20 protein-coding genes and 2 pseudogenes are annotated in these 17,925 nt (G+C 58.9%); 12 read left to right on the plus strand and 10 right to left on the minus strand.

What is annotated here, in order from left to right; all coding sequences use genetic code 11:
* A pseudogene (locus J4D52_RS29355) lies at nucleotides 1-282 on the minus strand (MFS transporter); the annotation flags it as partial.
* Nucleotides 283-517: 235 nt separating this feature from the next.
* Between J4D52_RS29355 and J4D52_RS29360 the strand changes: the two are divergent.
* The 9 genes from J4D52_RS29360 (at nucleotide 518) to J4D52_RS29395 (ending at nucleotide 7,160) form a co-directional block, all read left to right on the plus strand.
* Complete coding sequence (locus tag J4D52_RS29360; protein ID WP_102678219.1) at nucleotides 518-1,702, plus strand: colicin E3/pyocin S6 family cytotoxin; 1,185 nt, start codon at nucleotides 518-520, stop codon at nucleotides 1,700-1,702.
* Nucleotides 1,699-1,938: a pyocin S6 family toxin immunity protein gene (locus tag J4D52_RS30630; RefSeq protein WP_025809713.1), complete on the plus strand. Its 240-nt coding sequence runs from the start codon at nucleotides 1,699-1,701 to the stop codon at nucleotides 1,936-1,938. Before J4D52_RS29360 ends, J4D52_RS30630 begins: the two co-directional genes overlap by 4 nt.
* A gap of 47 nt (nucleotides 1,939-1,985) precedes the next feature.
* Nucleotides 1,986-2,324: a DUF6572 domain-containing protein gene (locus tag J4D52_RS29365; protein WP_025809714.1), complete on the plus strand. Its 339-nt coding sequence runs from the start codon at nucleotides 1,986-1,988 to the stop codon at nucleotides 2,322-2,324.
* Nucleotides 2,325-2,412: 88 nt separating this feature from the next.
* The gene (locus J4D52_RS29370; RefSeq protein WP_102678218.1) at nucleotides 2,413-2,670 is read left to right on the plus strand and encodes a bacteriocin immunity protein; all 258 of its coding nucleotides are present in this window, start codon (nucleotides 2,413-2,415) and stop codon (nucleotides 2,668-2,670) included.
* A 30-nt stretch (nucleotides 2,671-2,700) separates the two neighbouring features.
* Nucleotides 2,701-2,976, plus strand: coding sequence for a bacteriocin immunity protein (locus J4D52_RS29375; protein WP_102678217.1), 276 nt, complete (start codon nucleotides 2,701-2,703; stop codon nucleotides 2,974-2,976).
* 57 nt (nucleotides 2,977-3,033) lie between these two features.
* A complete protein-coding gene (locus J4D52_RS29380; protein ID WP_102678216.1) occupies nucleotides 3,034-3,654 on the plus strand; it encodes a hypothetical protein in 621 nt (206 codons plus the stop codon).
* A gap of 14 nt (nucleotides 3,655-3,668) precedes the next feature.
* Nucleotides 3,669-4,043, plus strand: coding sequence for a hypothetical protein (locus J4D52_RS29385; protein WP_102678215.1), 375 nt, complete (start codon nucleotides 3,669-3,671; stop codon nucleotides 4,041-4,043).
* 191 nt (nucleotides 4,044-4,234) lie between these two features.
* Nucleotides 4,235-6,436: an OsmC domain/YcaO domain-containing protein gene (locus J4D52_RS29390; RefSeq protein ID WP_102678214.1), complete on the plus strand. Its 2,202-nt coding sequence runs from the start codon at nucleotides 4,235-4,237 to the stop codon at nucleotides 6,434-6,436.
* A 28-nt stretch (nucleotides 6,437-6,464) separates the two neighbouring features.
* The gene (locus J4D52_RS29395; RefSeq protein WP_102678213.1) at nucleotides 6,465-7,160 is read left to right on the plus strand and encodes a tRNA (adenine(22)-N(1))-methyltransferase TrmK; all 696 of its coding nucleotides are present in this window, start codon (nucleotides 6,465-6,467) and stop codon (nucleotides 7,158-7,160) included.
* A 24-nt stretch (nucleotides 7,161-7,184) separates the two neighbouring features.
* Here J4D52_RS29395 and J4D52_RS29400 read toward each other — a convergent pair whose 3' ends face one another.
* Complete coding sequence (locus J4D52_RS29400) at nucleotides 7,185-8,390, minus strand: MFS transporter (RefSeq protein ID WP_102678212.1); 1,206 nt, start codon at nucleotides 8,388-8,390, stop codon at nucleotides 7,185-7,187.
* A gap of 156 nt (nucleotides 8,391-8,546) precedes the next feature.
* Here J4D52_RS29400 and J4D52_RS29405 point away from each other — a divergent pair, with 156 nt between their 5' ends.
* The gene (locus tag J4D52_RS29405; RefSeq protein WP_102678220.1) at nucleotides 8,547-9,515 is read left to right on the plus strand and encodes a LysR family transcriptional regulator; all 969 of its coding nucleotides are present in this window, start codon (nucleotides 8,547-8,549) and stop codon (nucleotides 9,513-9,515) included.
* Nucleotides 9,516-9,524: 9 nt separating this feature from the next.
* Here J4D52_RS29405 and J4D52_RS29410 read toward each other — a convergent pair whose 3' ends face one another.
* The 3 genes from J4D52_RS29410 to J4D52_RS29420 form a co-directional block, all read right to left on the minus strand.
* Nucleotides 9,525-12,362, minus strand: a complete 2,838-nt coding sequence (locus J4D52_RS29410) for a TonB-dependent receptor (RefSeq protein ID WP_102678237.1) — start codon at nucleotides 12,360-12,362, stop codon at nucleotides 9,525-9,527.
* A gap of 97 nt (nucleotides 12,363-12,459) precedes the next feature.
* Nucleotides 12,460-13,425, minus strand: coding sequence for a FecR domain-containing protein (locus J4D52_RS29415; RefSeq protein ID WP_102678236.1), 966 nt, complete (start codon nucleotides 13,423-13,425; stop codon nucleotides 12,460-12,462).
* Entirely contained in the window at nucleotides 13,422-13,928 is a 507-nt protein-coding gene (locus J4D52_RS29420; protein WP_009048295.1) for a sigma-70 family RNA polymerase sigma factor, read from the minus strand. The genes J4D52_RS29415 and J4D52_RS29420 overlap by 4 nt, the downstream gene beginning before the upstream one ends.
* Before the next feature lie 269 nt (nucleotides 13,929-14,197).
* Here J4D52_RS29420 and J4D52_RS29425 point away from each other — a divergent pair, with 269 nt between their 5' ends.
* Both J4D52_RS29425 and J4D52_RS29430 read left to right on the plus strand, forming a co-directional pair.
* On the plus strand, nucleotides 14,198-14,500 hold the full coding sequence (locus tag J4D52_RS29425) for a hypothetical protein (RefSeq protein ID WP_025809734.1): 303 nt from the start codon (nucleotides 14,198-14,200) through the stop codon (nucleotides 14,498-14,500).
* Nucleotides 14,501-14,766: 266 nt separating this feature from the next.
* Entirely contained in the window at nucleotides 14,767-15,519 is a 753-nt protein-coding gene (locus J4D52_RS29430) for a carbonic anhydrase (protein ID WP_063429640.1), read from the plus strand.
* 123 nt (nucleotides 15,520-15,642) lie between these two features.
* Here the strand turns inward: J4D52_RS29430 and J4D52_RS29435 are convergent, their stop codons facing one another.
* The 5 genes and pseudogenes from J4D52_RS29435 to J4D52_RS29455 all read right to left on the minus strand — a co-directional run.
* A complete protein-coding gene (locus tag J4D52_RS29435; RefSeq protein ID WP_231103228.1) occupies nucleotides 15,643-16,065 on the minus strand; it encodes a hypothetical protein in 423 nt (140 codons plus the stop codon).
* Between the two features lie 125 nt (nucleotides 16,066-16,190).
* Nucleotides 16,191-16,463: a hypothetical protein gene (locus tag J4D52_RS29440; RefSeq protein ID WP_063429636.1), complete on the minus strand. Its 273-nt coding sequence runs from the start codon at nucleotides 16,461-16,463 to the stop codon at nucleotides 16,191-16,193.
* Between the two features lie 340 nt (nucleotides 16,464-16,803).
* Nucleotides 16,804-17,196 (minus strand): hypothetical protein, encoded by a 393-nt coding sequence (locus J4D52_RS29445; RefSeq protein WP_124302708.1) that lies wholly within the window; start codon nucleotides 17,194-17,196, stop codon nucleotides 16,804-16,806.
* A gap of 94 nt (nucleotides 17,197-17,290) precedes the next feature.
* Complete coding sequence (locus J4D52_RS29450) at nucleotides 17,291-17,686, minus strand: hypothetical protein (RefSeq protein WP_102678235.1); 396 nt, start codon at nucleotides 17,684-17,686, stop codon at nucleotides 17,291-17,293.
* A pseudogene (locus J4D52_RS29455) lies at nucleotides 17,683-17,925 on the minus strand (hypothetical protein); the annotation flags it as partial. The gene J4D52_RS29450 and the pseudogene J4D52_RS29455, both read right to left, overlap by 4 nt.

Below are 17,925 nucleotides of genomic sequence, written 5' to 3' on the forward strand. Positions count from 1 at the left end.
ACCGCCCACCAGCAGACGCTCGCGCCCCCAGCGCCTGGCCGCGCGGCTGGCCAACAGCTGAAAGCCGGCCATCATCCCCGAATAGGCCCCACGCAACAGCCCGACCTGGGCAAAGCTCAGGCCGAACTGGCTTTGCCAGATGGGCAGCAAGACATAGATCAGATCGGTCAGGCCATCATGGATGGCATGGGCCCCACAGCCGGCAAACAACGATCGACGACGGATCGAAGCCTCGCCGGCTGGCGGCTCGGTGAGAGCGAGTTCGTCCTTGAAGGTATTCATGGTGTCAGGCGCGCTGAGTGGATAGGCGCTGGCATTTAAGCAGGAACCCGGTGCGGCAGCATAGATGGGCTGAGCAGGATGGCGAGCACTGCTGACCGTCAGCCCGCAAAAGTAAAGACTCGCCCTTCAAACCTTTCAGATTCCTCCCACAGTAATGCCCCGCCCTACCCAATAGGGTTGATGCCATCCCGCCTCCGGCTGGAAAACCGCAACGGATGGACAGGCAGAACGCTCGATGGCCCGCAACAGACTCCCCCCGATCAAGAATCCGCCCTCCGGCGACGGGCACCACGTCACCTATAGAGACATGACGCCCAGCGAACGGGCTGAGCAAGAGGCCAGGCAACACGCCTATGAACGGATGCTGGTTCGCCAACAAGCCTATGCAGACAGCCTTGCCAGCCCACCCCGCAAGCCACAGGCGATTGCCGGCTGCACCTTTACCAAATCCTGCAAGCTGCCCGACGGGGTCATGGACTACCTCAGCCCATCCGGGGTAATCCCCACCGACGCCATCAAGGACTATGGCGAGCTTGTCTTGTTGGGTGGCCGTGGAGCGGATGCGGCGGGAAATATCCCGCTCAAGAAAATCAGCGGTGGCGCCCTTCCCGCCGCGCTGGGCAACCTTGCGCTGGGTGGCGAGGGGTTGGCGTCTGCCGGGGCTGGCGCGGCAACCGGCGCAGTTGTAGCGGGTGCCCTGGCTGGCGTGGTGGCCCTGCTCTGGCCGTCAAGCCTGGGCGACAGCGCCTTGTACACACCTGAGCAACTCGACGCCCTGAAAGAAGGCCGTACCCGCGTCCGCCTGCATATCGAACAACGGCCCGACGGCACGCTCAAGGGCTACGGCTACAACACGCAAAAGCAGCGTGGCTGGGAAATGGTCCCGGTGGTGCGCTTTGTTGCCAAAGGCCAGCAACAAGTGGCCGACTTCGGCGACGGCGTCACCCTGATCTGGACCCCAGCAGTCGACCCGTCCAGCACCTCCGGCATCCCCCCGCTGGAGGCCGCGCCCCAGGCCCCCCACATCTGGATCTTTCCGCCCACCGAACAGGCGGACACCATCATCGTCAACCCGATCTACCCGCCGGAGTACAAGGACTTCATCCTGGTGTTCCCGCCGGGGTCCGGGGTTCAGCCGCTCTATATCGTGTTAAGTCTGCCCAGAGGCCAGAACTATCATCCCAAACCCCAAAATCTCCCCGCTTTCCCTGGCCTCAAATGGTCAAGGCCTAAAACCCCAAAAAAAGGTGGCGGCTTGCGTGATCGATGGAAAGACAAAGACGGTACGATCTACGAATGGGACTCCCAACACGGCAGGCTGGAGAAATACAACAAACGCGGCAAACACTTAGGCGAGTTCGACCCAATAACCGGCCAGCAAACCAAACCAGCAGATAAAACCAGAGTGATTGAGCCATGAAGTACAACCTGAAATTCGAAATACACGGCGCACCTGCAAACAGTGACGACGCTGTATTCGAGACAAAACTACCGACTCTCACTACAGAAATGCTGATGCCAATCATGAGTTGGCAGAGCGAAGCAGACGCCGTACATAGCTACCTCCTCACCCGAGAGCAAGCCAGCGCCATAGAACGCCTTACAGCCATCCCACTCCCCAAAGATCTTGAACTGTATATCAGCTGCCACTGCTAACCGATGCTATATGGCCGGCCTAGCACGCCCTCCATGAAGGAAAAACCATGTCCATTCTGGATACCCGAGTCGTAGATATCTGTGCCGTACCCGATTGGGAGCCAGACAAGGTGGTTCTAGTCATTACCGACCACCTGGAATGGGGCAACAAGGCCGAACAAGGGGAGCACCTGCTGTTGCTTCAAGAAAAAATCAACACCTACATCGCCTTCATCGAAAGCGGTGAAATCCTGGAGAGCTACCCAGCAGCTAAAGGCAAATCCCCCATCATCCGTATTACCGGCCTGTATGAGTTGCCTGAGCAAGGCGAGCGCTTTGTAGACCGCGCTGCGCAGGTATTGAAAGAAGTAGGAATTGGCCTTGAGTTTGTACTCAAAAAAGCTTGACCACCCAGAGCCAGTAAGGCAGCGCGGCTCATGAAATAGATGACTTACAAATCCCCCCAAAAAACATAGACAAACGCCGGTAACCATCATGGGGAAAAGCATTCCCGACTACACAGAAGCTGAGTTCATTCGCTTCATCCAGGAAATATTCACTGCAAATGGGAACGGCACTCCAGATGAAGTGCTAGATGACCTTCTGGACGAGTTCAGGCAGCTTACCGAGCATCCAGACGGCTCCGACTTGATCTACTGGCCGGAGGATGAGGCGCAATGCACCCCCGAAGGTATAACCAACACCGTTAAAGAGTGGCGCAGAGCTAATGGGTTACCAGGATTCAAAGCGTGATGGTGCTTGAAGGTGATAAGTAAGCCAGCCATGACAAACACACTGATGAAAAATAACCTCTCGGACTACACCGAGGCCGAATTCGTCGAATTGTTAGAGGAGCTTCGTAAGGAAGATATGGAAGCCGAAACAGATGTTCGTGCCGATGCGCTTCTATTGCACTTTGAAAAAGTCAGCCAGCACCCGGCAGGCTCCGATTTGATTTATTACCCCGAAAACGGTTCGAGCGGGTCCCCAGAAGAAGTCACGCAAATAGTCAAAGACTGGCGCATGGCCAACGGTTTTCCGGGGTTCAAAGAGCCATAAATCAATAGCCTTGAAGAGCCACTCCACTAAACCCACCAAAGCTGAATCACGGACGATATGAATTTTTTCAGCCGTATCGCAGGTCTGTTTGACCGAGCCCCCAAAGAGCAAATTGCTGGCTATTCCCTGTCAGAACTCCAAGCGGTTTTCACCGAACCTCTGCCACACACCACTCCCGCACTGCCCCTTCCACTGCGCGCGGTTTCTTTGGAAGACACAGGCGTACCGGCTTATTACTGGGCCTTGCTGATCGATGGGAGCGATAGGGATTCCTTCCAAGCCCTTATCAAATCCAGCTTTACCCTGACCCACGAGCGAAGCTTCAACGAGCTTCCCGTCAGGCAGTATGAAAACGTGCAAAACAACCAGCACCTGATTTGCTTCATATCCACTCGGGAATTCAACGCCGTCACGGTGCGCTTGGTAACCAACAGCACTGACTTCCTCAAGGCCATTCAACGCCAGCGTTTCGCCGTTCCGCCGCCCTGGGTAGCCTTCGAGGGTTACAACCCCGCATGGTGGGGAGCACAGTTGCAAGGTGCCCAGGACTACTACAACGACCAGTACTTCCTGCCATTTTTTACCGGTTTGAGCGAGACAGAAAAGCTGGCTTATTACGCCCGCTACACTGCCTCCCAAAAGTGGGTTACCAGCCTAGCGTTAATAGGTGACGAGTGAGAGGAACTTGCAGATTGGGACATAGCCTGACTGCGGAGGAAAAGGCCGGTATCCAGATCGCACTGGCTGAAGCCTTTGTAGACAGTGCCGTCGACTACGCCTATATCGCGGAGCACATCAGCCGCTTTGATCTCAACGCCGTAGAAGACATTCTCTACTCGGAGGTGGCGCCAGTGTGCTTCTACAACCTTGAGGCCCCCGTCCCGCCTATCTGGACCGGCTTTCAGGATGAGTGGCTACTGAGTGAAATCGACAAGGAACTCAAAGCCCGGGAGTCCAGCTGGCTACGCAGGCATTTCGACAAGGTTAAAGTCGCCTGGCTGCGTTACAGCTACGGCTATATCTGGAAAGAAATCATCAAACATTGTGATCCGCAGACAGCGAAATAATGTTCAAGGCCTGCGGGCAAGACGAAGCAGACGCCGCAGCCCCCTATCTCCTCCCCCCAGCGCAAGCCAGAGCCATACCATACCGTCACGCCCCCCAACGACCTGCCCCGCTTGCCGAAAAGCGCAAGACTTCGCGCTGAAAAACCGGATAATGGCCGCCATTTCGTTTTGCTCGTTATTCGGTGTTCCCCATGGAAATCAAGGTCAACTTTCTCGACAACCTCCGACTTGAAGCCAAGTTCGATGACTTCACGGTGGTGGCCGACCAGCCCATCCGCTACAAGGGCGATGGCTCGGCACCGGGTCCGTTCGACTATTTCCTGGCCTCATCGGCGCTGTGCGCGGCGTACTTCGTGAAGTTGTACTGCGACACCCGCAATATCCCCACCGACAACATTCGCCTGTCGCAGAACAACATTGTCGATCCGGAAAACCGCTACAACCAGATCTTCAAGATTCAGGTCGAGTTGCCGGCGGATATCTCCGACAAGGACCGCCAGGGCATCCTGCGCTCCATCGACCGTTGCACCGTCAAGAAAGTGGTACAGGCCGGGCCTGAGTTTGTGATTGAAGAGGTGGAAAACCTCGACGCCGATGCCCAGGCCTTGTTGATGCCGAGCGCGGGCTCGCACAGCACCTATATCGTCGGCAAGGACCTGCCGCTGGAACAGACCATCGCCAACATGTCCGGCATCCTGGCCGGCCTGGGCATGAAGATCGAGATCGCTTCGTGGCGCAATATCGTGCCCAACGTCTGGTCGCTGCATATCCGCGATGCGCAGTCGCCGATGTGCTTCACCAATGGCAAGGGCGCGACCAAGGAAGGCGCGCTGGCCTCGGCGCTGGGCGAATTCATCGAGCGCCTGAACTGCAACTTCTTCTACAACGATCAGTTCTGGGGCGAGGAGATCGCCAACGCGCCGTTCGTGCATTACCCGGACGAGCGCTGGTTCAAGCCGGGCCCCAAGGATGAGCTGCCCAACGAAATCCTCGACCCCTACTGCCTGAAAATCTACAACCGCGATGGCGAACTGCGCGGCTCGCACCTGTTCGACACCAATTCCGGCAATGAAGAGCGCGGCATTGTTTCGCTGCCGTTCGTGCGCCAGTCGGACGGCGAAGTGGTGTACTTCCCGTCCAACCTGATCGAAAACCTCTACCTCAGCAACGGCATGAGCGCCGGCAACACCCTGGCCGAAGCCCAGGTGCAGTGCCTGTCGGAGATCTTCGAGCGCGCCGTCAAACGCGAAATCATCGAAGGCGAATTCGCCCTGCCGGATGTACCGGCAGAAGTCTTGGCCAAATACCCGGGGATTCTCGCCGGTATCCAGGGCCTGGAAGCCCAGGGCTTTCCGATGCTGGTCAAGGATGCGTCCCTGGGCGGTGAGTTCCCGGTGATGTGCGTGACCTTGATGAACCCGCGTACCGGTGGCGTATTTGCCTCGTTCGGCGCTCACCCAAGCCTGGAAGTGGCGCTGGAGCGCAGCCTCACCGAACTGCTGCAAGGCCGCAGCTTCGAGGGCTTGAACGATTTGCCGCCGCCGACGTTCGAAGGCCAGGCGGTCACCGAGCCGAACAACTTCGTCGAGCACTTCATCGACTCCAGCGGCGTGGTGTCGTGGCGCTTCTTCAGCGCCCAGTCGGATTACCAATTCGTCGAGTGGGACTTCTCCGGCCAAGGCGAAGACTCAAACGCCCAGGAAGCCGCGACCTTGTTCGGCATTCTCGAAGGCATGGGCAAAGAGTCCTACATGGCCGTGTACGAGCACCTCGGCGCCACCGCCTGCCGCATCCTGGTGCCGGACTACTCGGAAATCTACCCGGTGGAAGACCTGATCTGGGACAACACCAACAAGGCGCTGTTTTTCCGCGCGGATATCCTCAACCTGCACAGCCTCGACGAGGATGAGTTGCAGGCGTTGCTCGAGCGCCTGATAGAAAGCGAGCTGGACGACTACACCGATATCACCACCCTGATCGGCATCGAGTTCGACGACAACACCGCCTGGGGCCAACTGACCATCCTGGAGTTGAAGCTGCTGATCTTCCTGGCCTTGCAGCAATATGAAGAAGCCAAGGAGTGCGTGGAGATGTTCCTGCAGTACAACGACAACACCGCCGAGCGTGGCCTGTTTTACCAGGCGATGAATGCGGTGCTGGAGATGGAGCTCGACGAAGATCTGGACCTGGCGGATTACGAAGCCAATTTCCGTCGCATGTTTGGCAACGAGCGGATGAATGCGGTGATTGGCTCGGTGAATGGCGATGTGCGCTTCTATGGCTTGACCCCGACCAGCATGAAGCTGGAAGGGATCGACCGCCACCTGCGCCTGATCGACAGCTACAAGAAGCTGCACGCGGCGCGGGCCAAGGTGGCGGCTGTTTCCAGCTGATGACCGAGCCAAGGAAAAGGGCCTGCCGTTGAACCAACAGACACTGTCCCTGCGCCTGGAGCGCGTAGCGGCGCATGTGCCAGCGGGCGCGCGCCTGGCCGATATCGGCTCGGATCACGGCTACCTGCCGGTGGCGTTGCTGCGCCGTGGTGTCATCGCGGCGGCGGTGGCCGGCGAGGTGGCGTTGACGCCGTTCCACGCGGCCCAACGCAGCGTGCGCGAAAACGCTCTGGGCTCGGACATCACCGTGCGCCTGGCCAATGGCCTGGCGGCGATCGAGCCGGAAGACGGGATCACAGCGATCAGCCTCTGCGGCATGGGCGGCGAGACGATCCGCGACATCCTCGACAGCGGCAAGGCGCGCCTGAATGGCCAGGAGCGCCTGATCCTGCAACCCAACGGCGGCGAACAGCCCCTGCGCCAATGGCTGATGGACAACGGCTACCGCATCCTCTGTGAGGAACTGCTGCGGGAAAACCGCTTCGACTACGAAATCATCGTCGCCGAGCGCGCCGGGCCCGTGAACTACACCGCCAAGGAACTGTACTTCGGCCCCTTGCAGATGCAGGCTCGCAGCCCGGCCTTCCTGGACAAATGGCAGCGCAGGCTACACCAGAAGCAAAAGATCCTGAACCACTTCGCCCGGGCGCCGCAGGCCCTGCCCGAGGAAAAGATCCAGGACATCACCCGGCAGATCCGCTGGATCAGCGAGCTGCTGGCCTGAGCCCGCTGACTGCCAGCGACACCTTCAGTCCCCCTTCCCCGCCGCTGCAGTGCCCGCAAGAGCAGCCCCCAGGAAGTACAGCATCCCGCCCGCGATGATGAACAGCATCAGCATGTAGAAGATGTAGTGGGCAGGCTGCGCCGCCAATACCATCCCGCACAGCACCGGCCCCAATGCCGCCCCCAGGTTGTTCAGGTTTTGCGCCCCGTAGTACATGCCCCGTAGATGGCTGGGGGCGATGTTGTCGATGAACATGTATTCGGCGGGGAACACGACAATCTCGCCGAGCGTGAAAATGGCCATGGCGATCACCCAGAACACCAGAGTGGTCGACAGGGCGAAGCCTGCCAGCCCCAGGACAAACATCGCCAGCCCACCGGCGAGCCACAGGCTCAAGTGTTGCTGGGAGATTCTTCTGCCGATGAGGTATTGCAGGCTGATCACCGTCAGGGCATTGGTCGCCACGATGCTGCTGATAATCCGGTAGGTGGTTTCGGCTGTGGTGGTCACCACCAGGTACTGCGACAGATAGGCGGTGAACTGGCCGAAGACCACGGCGCTGAGCAGCCCGCCCAGGGTAAAGCACACCAGCCGGCGATCGCGCAGCAACAGTCTGCCCACGGCCAGGAACGGCGCGGAGGGCTGGCTTGCCTCGACGCCAGCCAAGCCCCTGTCGCCCCACACGAAGTAGATAAAAAAGAACCCTGCGCCCAGCCCCGCGGACAACAGAAACGGCAGGCTGATATCCAGCCCGGCCAGTCCCGCGCCGAGAAAGGGGCCGACGGCATAGCCGATATTGGTCAGGGTGTATTTGATCGAAAACACTTCTCCACGCCCAGCCACGGGGAGCAGGCTGCCAAAGCCTGACTTCACGGCAATATCGATGACCGCGTAGGCCAGGTTGATCAACACCAGGCACAGGTAGAACAGCCAGAGATCGCGCGCGACAAAGGTCCCGAGGAAACCCGCGGTGAACACGCCACTGCAGACCAGGATCAGCCGGTAGCTGGACATCCGGTCCACCAGGAAGCCGCCATACAGGCTCAACAACGAGCCGATGATCAGCGTGCTGCCGATGACCAGGCCGATATCGGCGATGCTCAAATGGAAGTTGCCGGATAAATAAATGACCAGATAAGGCAGGGTAATCGCGCGGGCGAGGGTCAGGACCAGGGACGCTGAAAGCAGCAGGTTTACCGTCGTCGGATAGTTTCTTAGCGTGGCCAGCATCCTTGCCTCATCGTTATAGCCATCATTTTTTGTCGGGGTCGCGCTTTGGCAATCGCTCGATAGCGGGCGCGGATCAAGCATACTGCTGAACCTAGTTCTCATTGCCGATGGTTTTTACCGGGAGTATGGAGCCAGATTCATGAATAAAGGATGTTTATGTTCTCCTCCGAACGCTTGAAGGGCATCGATGTATTTGTCTGCGTGGCCGAGTCGGGCAGCTTCACGGCCGCCGCCGAGAAAATGCACCTGACAGGCTCTGCCATCAGTAAAAGCATTGCGCGCCTGGAGGCCCGGCTGGGCACCCGCCTGTTCCAGCGGACGACGCGACGGCTGTCGCTGACCGACGCGGGGACGAGCTTCTATCGCACCTGCACCGGCGTGCTGGCCAACCTGGAAGAGGCCGAGCTTTCCCTCAAGGCCGAAGCCAGCGAGGTCCGGGGCAGTGTTCGCATAGACCTGCCAGGGGCTTTGGGTCGCGCCCAGGTGCTGCCGATCCTGCTGCGCCTTGCTCAGGAGCATCCGGCCCTGACTCCGCACATTTCCTTCTCCGACGGTTTCGTCGACCCGTTCAAGGAAGGCGTGGATATCGTTGTGCGCATTGGCGGCGCGGATGCCTGGCCCGACACAGTGGGACAGCGTTGCCTGGCCCGTGAGCGACAGCTCTTTTGTGCCTCCCCCGCCTATCTGGCCAGGCAGGGCATCCCCCTGACCGAGCATGATCTGCAGCAGCACCAGTGCATCGCCTATGGCTGGGTGGATGGAAGAACCAATCCCTGGAACTTCGCCGACGACCAGGGTGCAACGACGCGCCGGCAGGTCGCCGCCCAGCTCGTCGTGGGCAATGGCGAAGGCATCCTAATAGCGGTGATGGCGGGCTGCGGAATCGCGCAGTTGCCGTCATGGCTCGTCCAGCAACAACTGGACGAAGGCACCTTGGTGGAGGTGCTTGCCCAGCGGGCAACCGAAGGGATGCCGATCAACCTGGCCTGGGTCAAAAGTCGTGAAACGCTGCCCAAGGTCAGGGTCTTGCTGGAGGCACTGGTCACGAGCCTGACGCCAACTGATGAGCGCTCCTCCTCCCCCGTGACAAACGGCTATCGGTCAGCACCTGCCGCTGACCGATAGCCCCCGCCCTTAGAACTTCGTCAACACCCCCACCCGCAACGTCCGCCCCGGCGCCGGCATGAAGCTCTGCGCCAGCGGGTCCAGGTAGTAGCGGTCGGTCAGGTTTTGCAGGGAGACGTTGAGTTGAGTGTGTTCCTTCAACTTGTAGTTGAGGAACAGATCGAACAGCGCCACCTCGCGATAGACCAGCTGCGGCGTGGTGGCGCCGGTCTGCCAGTTCTCGTCGGCCTTGACGGTCGGGCCGGAGGTGTAGGTGGCGCGTCCGCCGAGGGTCAGGGACTGGTCGAAGAAGCGCAGGCCCGAGGTCAGGTTCGCCGAGAAGCGTGGCGGGTTCTGGGTGTTGGAGTAGGAGCCCATGAAGCTGCCCGGCGTACAGTCCGGCGTGTTGCTCAGGTCCCGATAGCGATTGCTGCTGGCCCGCAGCCGAGCGGCGAAGGCCGAGTCGCAGGTTTCGGTCTTCAGGTAGTAGGTGGACGAAAAGTCCGCGAACACCCGTCCGGCGTCATAGTGCGACTGCAGCTCCAGGCCGCTGGTCTTGTAGCTGTCGGTATTGCTGAAGCGCATCAGGCCCATCAGGCCCGGGCTCGGGTCGTAGTAGCGAGTGATGTAGTTCTTGATGCTGTTGTTGAAGTAAGCCAGCTTGATCGCCGCCGAGTCGTTGTCCAGCAGCAGGCCTTTGTGCAGGGTGCTGGCACCGATTTCCCAACTGCTGGAACGCTCGGGCTTCAGGCCCTTGCCCGGCATGGTCTGCAACACGCCCTGGCTGGTTTCGAACAGCGAGGGCATGCGCAGGCCCTGGGTGTAGGAGGCATAGACGAAGGTGTCCGGCGCCACTTCGAGATTGATGCCGAAGGCCGGGGCGAAGGCGCCGCCGCTGTTGCGGTTCTTTCCAGAATAGTCATAACCGCTGACCACCTCGCCGGCCTCGGACGGATAGACCCTCGAGTCGGTCGCGCCGAAGTCGTTGTAGCGAATACCCTCGAACGGATAGTTGGTGTTCTTGAACACGATCCCGTTGTTCAACCGCGGATCCGTGGCGTCGGTGTACTGCCCGTTCGAGTCCGGGAACCACAGCATGTTGCCGTAGCTTTGCTCGTTGGAAACGCTCAGGTAGCGCAAGTCGCGCTCCTCCCGACGCGCCATCGCATGGGCGACCTTATCCTGGGTGCGGTAGTAGGTGTAACGCCCGCCGCCCCACAGTGTCAGGCTGTCGATCGGTTTGTATTCCAACTTGCCGTTCAGGCTGAACTCCTGCCGCTCCCCTTCACGCAGCATGCGGTTGGCATTGATGTCGTGCTGGGTGGTGACCACGCTTTTTTGCGGCCGCAGGTCCTCGACCTGGAACGAACCGCCCAGGTCCAGCTTGAAATCGCCATAGTCGCTCTGCATGTGCGAGGTGTTGGCCAGGTCGCCACCAATGCGGCGGTCGGCCTGGCGGCTCCAGCTGCGATCCGAGCGATAGGCTTGCGAAGCCGGTGCCGCCACCGAGGTCAGCTGGCTGGTCTGCGCGTCGGTCATCCACAGGCTGGCCGTCAGGTCCACCAGCGGATTGCCGTCGGGCAGGTAGTGGTAGCGCGCGGTGTAGGTGTCGATCTTGGTGTGGCCCAGTGGGTACTGGTAGATGCCGCCGGTGCCGAAACGGAAAATGTCCGACGGCATGATCTCGCCGATGCGCCCGTCGTAGCGGCGGTAGCCCAGGTCGAAGCTGTGGCCGTCTGCCGGGCGCAGGGTGGTCTTGAGCAGGAAGGATTCGGTCTCCGAAGAGGAGTTCAGCACTTCCTCGCCGGCGTTATAGGTGGTGGCCACCGTCATCTCTTCACCGCCGTAACGGTCGTAGGTGCGATAGCGGTCCTGGCCCTTCTTGCCGGCGAAATAGTTGCCCTGGTTGCGGTGGGCATAGGCCGCCACCACATCGAAGAATTCATGGCTATAGGCGAACGCGGCACTGCCGGACTCGGCCTTCGAACCGAACAGGCCGCCACGGCTCTGGTGCGGCTCCGAGAACAGGTCCTCGGTCATCGAGTGGCCGTCGCGCGAGGCGGGAGCCACGCCGTTGTTCCACAGGTCGCCCTTCAAGCGCAGGCCGATGTTCTTGCCGTCCTGCAGGATGTCCTCGACGCCGAGGGTGCGCATCTTCACCGTGCCGCCGATGGCGCTGGAGGTCAGGCTCGGGCCCTTGTCGATGGCGATGTCGCTGATCAGGTCCGGGTCGATGTAGCTGCGTTGCTGGGTGCCCGCATAACCGCGATAGACATCCAGTGCCTGTTGCGAACCGTCGACGGTCACCGCCACCCGGCTCTGGCCCTGGATGCCGCGGATGTTCACATCCAGGCCGCCGCCGTTGCGGCTGTCGCCGACCTGGACCCCAGGCTGGCCCTTGAGCAGGTCACCGACCGAGATCACGCCAAAGCGCTGCATGTCCTCGCCAGAGATATACAGCGAGGATCGCGGCGCCGAATACACCTCCTTCTGCTCAAGGTCTTCGCCAACGACTTTCTGCGATGGCAGCACCATCTCCCCGCCCGCTCGATACAACTCGAAACTGCCGTCCACCTGGCGCTGATAACCCAGGCCGGTTCCCGCCAGCAACCGCGCCAGGCCCGCCTCGGTGCTGAAATCGCCTTGCAGGCCCTGGCTGCGCTTGCCTTCCGTCAGCGTGGCGCTGCCCGCCATATTGATGCCCGCCTGCACGCCGAAACGCGACAGCGCCTGGTCCAGCGGGCCGGCGTCGATGCTGTAGTGCTGGCGCTCGCCAGCCGCGAACACAGCTACGCCGCAGAGCGGCTGCAGGCTGAGGAAAAGCAGGCCAAAGGTGCGGGTACACAAGGCACGGGCGGGGAAAATCATGCAAGGCTCCTAGGGGTTGGCACCCACCTGTCCCGGTGGGTCATACCTAGAGGCCAAGCCAGATCGAAAAAACTATCGCCCCGGAGAAAAAATAGTTTCAGACCGGCACCACAGTCACCCAATAACGGGTTCGTCGCTCGATGCGCACCGGCAGCGTATTGGCCACCAGCGCCAAGGCGGCATCGGTGTCGTCCAGCTGGAAACTGCCGGTCACGCGCAAGGCCGCGACCTCTTCGCTGCAACGCAAAAAGCCCGGGCGGTAGCGCGAGAGTTCAGCCAGCAACTTGTCCAGGCGCATGCGTTCGGCTGGCAAGATGCCACGCAGCCAGGCCTGGGCCATAAACAGATCGACGCGGCTCGGCGCTCTCACGCCCTGGCTGTCGACCCGGGTTTGCCAACCGGCCTCCAGTGGTACCGGCACTAAATGGCGCCGCGCACTGACCTGCACCAGACCACGCAGCACCGTCACCTGGGTGCCCTGCCGATCATGGCGCACCAGCAGATGGGCGCCACGGCTATACAACACCGCGTCCGGGGTCAGCAGTTGCACGGCCGGCGATTCGGCCCGCGCATCCAGCGCCATTTCGCCCTCGATCAACTGCACTCTGCCCTGTTGTTGGGTCAGTTCCAGGTTCACCGCGCTGGCAGTGTTCAGCCACAGCGAGCCGCCGTCCGCCAGGGCCCAGCGCCGACGCTCGCCAATACTCGTGCGGTAGGTCGCCAGGGCCGAACGCACCAGAGTCGAATCCGCGCCCTGCCAGGAAATCCCGCCGAGCAGCCCCAGGGCGAGCAGGCACTTGAGCACCTGCCGACGCCGCTGCGAATCGGCCCCGGCCGACTCCAACGCCCGGCGCGCCGTGGCATCGGCCAACAGGTTCGCCCCGGGCTGCAACATCAACGGCAAACTGCTGACCCGCTGCCAGGCGTACTCATGCTCGGCGCTCGCCTGCCGCCACTGCTGCAAAGCCTGGTGCTCGGCGGTAGTCATCAGCCCGGACTGCGCCCGGACCATCCAGTCGATGGCGCTGTCCCGCACCCGCGGGTCGACAACCGCGCCACTCATTCAAAACGGCTCGCGTAACAGACACTGAACGCCTTGCCCATGGCCCGCTGCACCTGGGCCACGCTCAGGCTCAACCGCGCGGCGATCTGCGGGTAGGTCAGGCCGTCGAGCTGGGATAAAAAGAAAATCTGCCGCACCCGAGACGACAAGCCCACCAGCAGCGAATCCAGCTGCAACAGGGTTTCGATCATCAAATGCCGCTCTTCCGGTGAAGGCTCCTCGGCCACCGGCCGCGCCGCCAGGGCCTCCAGGTAAGCCCGCTCGATCGCCTGGCGCCGCCATCGATTGATCAGCAAACCATTGGCAATGGTCGCGAGAAACGCCATGGGCTGGCGCAACTCGCGCACATCCTCCTGCGAACGCATCACCCGGACAAAGGTGTCGTGAGCCAGGTCCTCGGCATCGGCACTGTGCCCCAACCGCCGATGCAACCAGCCCCGAAGCCAGCCGTGATGGTTCGCATACAACCGGGCGACGGGCGAGGCAAAGCTGTCGTCGTGCATGTCAGATCCGCATTAATGATAATGCTTCTCATTTTAGAGTTTTGCGATGGGAGTTGTACAGCGCGGGGAATGTCGTGGCTGAGGTGAGCACCGCATAGCACATATGCCCTATAGGCGCCCCCCAAGCACCATGCTGAAATGAATCACTCCGTTGAGTCAGATTCAAAAGGGGGCGATTGGCCAAAATCCCCTGATTTACGTCTTCCGACCTGCCCCCTGTCGAGGATTGCTGATAACCAAGGGTGAAACACTATTAAGGAAAATATGCCATGAACAAAAACTACATCTTTGCCCCCGTGTTACTGCTGCTGGCGGGTACCTTGGCGGGTTGCTCGACCAACCCCAATGTCTTGCAAATACACAAAGTCACCGCGGAAACCATCGGCCTGGCCTCCACCGATGAACTCACCATGGGACCTGTCACCAAAGGCAAGGAAGACTTTCTCGGCGGCTCGGAACTGACCTTCAAGGCCACCACCGCCAAGGGCCGCGTCTTCAACTGCTCGACCTTCATGACCCCGGGGATACTGCTCGATCCGCCGAAATATTCACGGCTTACTTGTACGAACTGAGCTGGTTGCAGCGGCTTAAAGCAAAAGGCCCCGATTTGTCGGGGCCTTTGTTTTGATCGGCCGGTAGATTGCCGGGATTCCACATAGCCTGATCTCAGGTCCGACTGCGCGGCGATCGGTGGGTAGGTGATGTTGCCATCTGGCCGCCTTCGAAGGCGGATACAACGACCCACACAGCGCCGTCTAGACTCCAACACTCCAGGGCCGAAGGTTCCTGGCCCCCAACGGCAGTCATTCCCATCGAGTCGCCCCGAGTACACAACATCATGTGTGAATCATGTGATTCAAACTCCGCCGCAAACACCCACGATCGTCGTCGTTTTCTTCGCTTCGCCGGACTGGGGGCAGGCGCCCTGCTGATAGCCGGCGTACTGCCAGACAGGCTGGTCCATGCCGCCGAAAAAACCGCCGCGCCGCCCAAACCGCAAAACGCCATCAGCCCCGACCAGGCACTGCAAAGGCTGATCGAAGGTAATGAGCGTTATGTCAGTGGAAACTCAAAGACCCACGACTTCAAGGACGAGCGCGAAGCCCTGGTTTCCGGGCAGAACCCGTTCGTGGCGGTGCTCAGTTGCTCCGATTCGCGGATCGCTCCCGAATACGCTTTCGACACAGCCCGAGGCGATCTTTTCGCCATACGCGTTGCAGGCAACTTCGTAACCGGCGAAGGCCTGGCCAGCCTCGAATACGCCGTCGCGGTACTCGGCGCCCCGCTTATTCTCGTACTGGGGCATGAGAGCTGCGGCGCCATCGAGGCCGGCATAAAAGCAGTAAAAGACCACGCCGTTTTTCCCGGGCATATCCAGAAACTGACCGATGCACTCAAGCCCTCTATCGAGAAAGTACTCAAGCAACCCGGGGCTCTTATGGAAAATGCCACGGTGCAGAACGTCAAGGACTCGGTCGGCAGCCTTAAACAGGCCACGCCACTGCTCACCGATGCGCTAGACAAAGGCAGGTTGAAAATCGTAGGCGGCATCTACCGCCTTGCCACCGGTAAAGTCGAGTTGATTGCCTGAACCGGACAGTGCGCATCGCCTACCGATGAACCGAGAAAGAGCCCTGCACGCCGGCTGGGCTCTGCTGGTTTTCGCCGCTTGGATAAACGACCGGGCTTGCACTGCCCGGTTGGGAGTATCGTCTTATGGCTTTGCCCAGTCTCCTTTGCACTGATCCAATCGGTCCTCATCAGTACCAACGCCTTTCTCTGTGTCGATGTTCCCGTTCAGGTCAAGATAGATATTGGTGTTCGGCCATTTTGGGGTGATGCTGACGCAATGGTGGCGGCCCTTTTCGCTCCACCAATCCAACCGCATGAAAAAGTCTTCGTCTGGAAATATAAAGCCGTTATCTGATGTTCCACCTCCGGGTTGCATCCGTCCTTTATATATCCGGTTCTGCACGTTCCAGATGTACTTCAGCTCTTCCTTGCCGTTTTCGGCGTAGTGAACGGTTACCGTCGGCTCAAGAATGGTCTGCCCTACAAAAAACAATACCGGTATCAACGGAATGAATAGCAGCCAAGCACATCCAGATCGCCCCTTACTCGCATTTGTGGTCGTCAATCCCTTCTCCCCAGTTTTCTGGCGGTACTGCTAGTACTTCGTCCATGACCATCTTCGCTGTTATCCCTCCGTTGGGGAGCTGATTGGCGACCGGACTTGCACTGCCCGGTCGTTGGTTGTCGGGATTAAGCGTTCAGTGCCTGAGATTTATCGCCCAGGGTACGCAACAGATCACAGCCGTCGCTGAGCAGCAGGCCGATGGCAAAACGGATCTGGGCGACATCTTGAGCGCCGGAAGCGCAGTCGAGGATTTCCAGCAGATTGTGGGCCGCGCCGATGCGTTGTTGGGCGCAGGTGTAGAGATCGGAGAGTGAGGCGTTGGCGTCCAGGTAGAGGACAGGATGGTCGGTGTCGTTGCGGGTGAGTGGAACGAGGTTGCAAATTTCTGTGCGGGTCATTGGTGACGCTCCATGAGTATTTAAGCCCTGCCTCCGTCACACAACCGAACAGAGAATCGGTTGATGGATAAGGCGCTATGCACATAGTTTTTGGCCCGCGATGACCAGTCATCAGACATTGATGACGCATTGAACTATAGGGCTGACAGTGATAAAAGGACAGCGTTTAGGCAAAAGACAGATTGGTTTATTGTTTCAAAAACATGCAATGAAAAACGTATCAATCGGCATGATCCATTAGGCTCATACCAATCATTTCGACAAAGCACACAGAACTAGAAGCTCCTCCACGCCGGCTATTACCTGAAACGCAAAGCAATACGAATTGGTGCCAACCTCCCTACTTAACCCACCCCGCATATTTACCAAAACACCAAAGCAAAAGAAGCAATGTAAATAGCCCTACTCCTACTTGGTACCAGACCATCAGCCTCCTTTTAAGACCTAAGGGAAAACTATTGACATCATCAACACTTGCACCGCCATCACGAATATACATTCCAGGCCAAGATATAACACCAATAACACTCCCCATCAGAAACAACCTGCCTGCCGGCCCAGCATCCTTGAATGAAGCTCTACTCATGATTACAGGACTATTTTTAAGTCGTTCAAGCATTTCACCCATGTCGGTATAGGCCATATATAAGCCTACTCCAAGCCAGACGAGCAGAGCACTAAAATCAATCAGCCCCAGGCACAGAAATATTGAGTCAAAGGGATAGTTATTCACTGGTCACCCTCACCTAACCGACTCTACATCTATAGAAGCTATGCTTCATCGAGGACTATCGAATTAGTGAAAAAACCCACCACTCCATCAACTCTCAAAACATATACTCTATTGCTTTAACACCTATCACAGACACAAGCATGATTGCGAGCAACCCCCGCAAGGTCCATTGCAACACAAAGAACTTTTTCTTAAGCGGCTTCGGAAAGCCTTCTAAATCATCAACACTTACGCCTCCATGCTTAAGGTACACACCTGGAAAGGTGACAATTGATGTTATTCCGCCCATCAACAACAACCTTCCCCAAGGCCCTCCCTGCCTAAGAGGAGCAAGGCTCACTACAGCCGAACAATTTTTCAGTAGCTCCAGGTATTCATCCACAGATGTGTACGCAAAACGCAGGCATACACAGATCCAAACGAACATACCTAGAATGACCGCAATACATGAGATAGAAAAAAACTCGTGTAAAAATTCAAAAAAGCTCATTGGTTAATCTCGTATATTTTCCGACCACCTATTTCTCCAGCAACACTACCAAGAGCACCGCCAGCAAAAGAACCAACACCTACAACAACCAAACCACACACAAGAGCCCCAGCCCCCATGCTCGGCACTCCTAAACTCACACAGATAGCCGTTGCAGCTGAACCTGTTAATGCCGTGCCGGCTAACGCACTACCGACCACATTACCGAAAAAACTTCCCGTTTCCGTAAATCGTACGCG

The sequence above is a fragment of the Pseudomonas sp. GW460-12-10-14-TSB1 genome (assembly GCF_017349775.1).
Taxonomy (GTDB): domain Bacteria; phylum Pseudomonadota; class Gammaproteobacteria; order Pseudomonadales; family Pseudomonadaceae; genus Aquipseudomonas; species Aquipseudomonas piscium.

Bases quoted from the DNA above. Each gene is read 5' to 3' on its own strand.
- J4D52_RS29380 (WP_102678216.1), top strand. From the start codon at position 3,034: ATGAATTTTTTCAGCCGTATCGCAGGTCTGTTTGACCGAGCCCCCAAA.
- J4D52_RS29410 (WP_102678237.1), bottom strand. From the start codon at position 12,362: ATGATTTTCCCCGCCCGTGCCTTGTGTACCCGCACCTTTGGCCTGCTT.
- J4D52_RS29400 (WP_102678212.1), bottom strand. From the start codon at position 8,390: ATGCTGGCCACGCTAAGAAACTATCCGACGACGGTAAACCTGCTGCTT.
- J4D52_RS29390 (WP_102678214.1), top strand. From the start codon at position 4,235: ATGGAAATCAAGGTCAACTTTCTCGACAACCTCCGACTTGAAGCCAAG.
- J4D52_RS29370 (WP_102678218.1), top strand. From the start codon at position 2,413: ATGGGGAAAAGCATTCCCGACTACACAGAAGCTGAGTTCATTCGCTTC.
- J4D52_RS30630 (WP_025809713.1), top strand. From the start codon at position 1,699: ATGAAGTACAACCTGAAATTCGAAATACACGGCGCACCTGCAAACAGT.
- J4D52_RS29375 (WP_102678217.1), top strand. From the start codon at position 2,701: ATGACAAACACACTGATGAAAAATAACCTCTCGGACTACACCGAGGCC.
- J4D52_RS29440 (WP_063429636.1), bottom strand. From the start codon at position 16,463: ATGACCCGCACAGAAATTTGCAACCTCGTTCCACTCACCCGCAACGAC.
- J4D52_RS29425 (WP_025809734.1), top strand. From the start codon at position 14,198: ATGAACAAAAACTACATCTTTGCCCCCGTGTTACTGCTGCTGGCGGGT.
- J4D52_RS29415 (WP_102678236.1), bottom strand. From the start codon at position 13,425: ATGAGTGGCGCGGTTGTCGACCCGCGGGTGCGGGACAGCGCCATCGAC.
- J4D52_RS29450 (WP_102678235.1), bottom strand. From the start codon at position 17,686: ATGAGCTTTTTTGAATTTTTACACGAGTTTTTTTCTATCTCATGTATT.
- J4D52_RS29360 (WP_102678219.1), top strand. From the start codon at position 518: ATGGCCCGCAACAGACTCCCCCCGATCAAGAATCCGCCCTCCGGCGAC.
- J4D52_RS29420 (WP_009048295.1), bottom strand. From the start codon at position 13,928: ATGCACGACGACAGCTTTGCCTCGCCCGTCGCCCGGTTGTATGCGAAC.
- J4D52_RS29405 (WP_102678220.1), top strand. From the start codon at position 8,547: ATGTTCTCCTCCGAACGCTTGAAGGGCATCGATGTATTTGTCTGCGTG.
- J4D52_RS29430 (WP_063429640.1), top strand. From the start codon at position 14,767: ATGTGTGAATCATGTGATTCAAACTCCGCCGCAAACACCCACGATCGT.
- J4D52_RS29365 (WP_025809714.1), top strand. From the start codon at position 1,986: ATGTCCATTCTGGATACCCGAGTCGTAGATATCTGTGCCGTACCCGAT.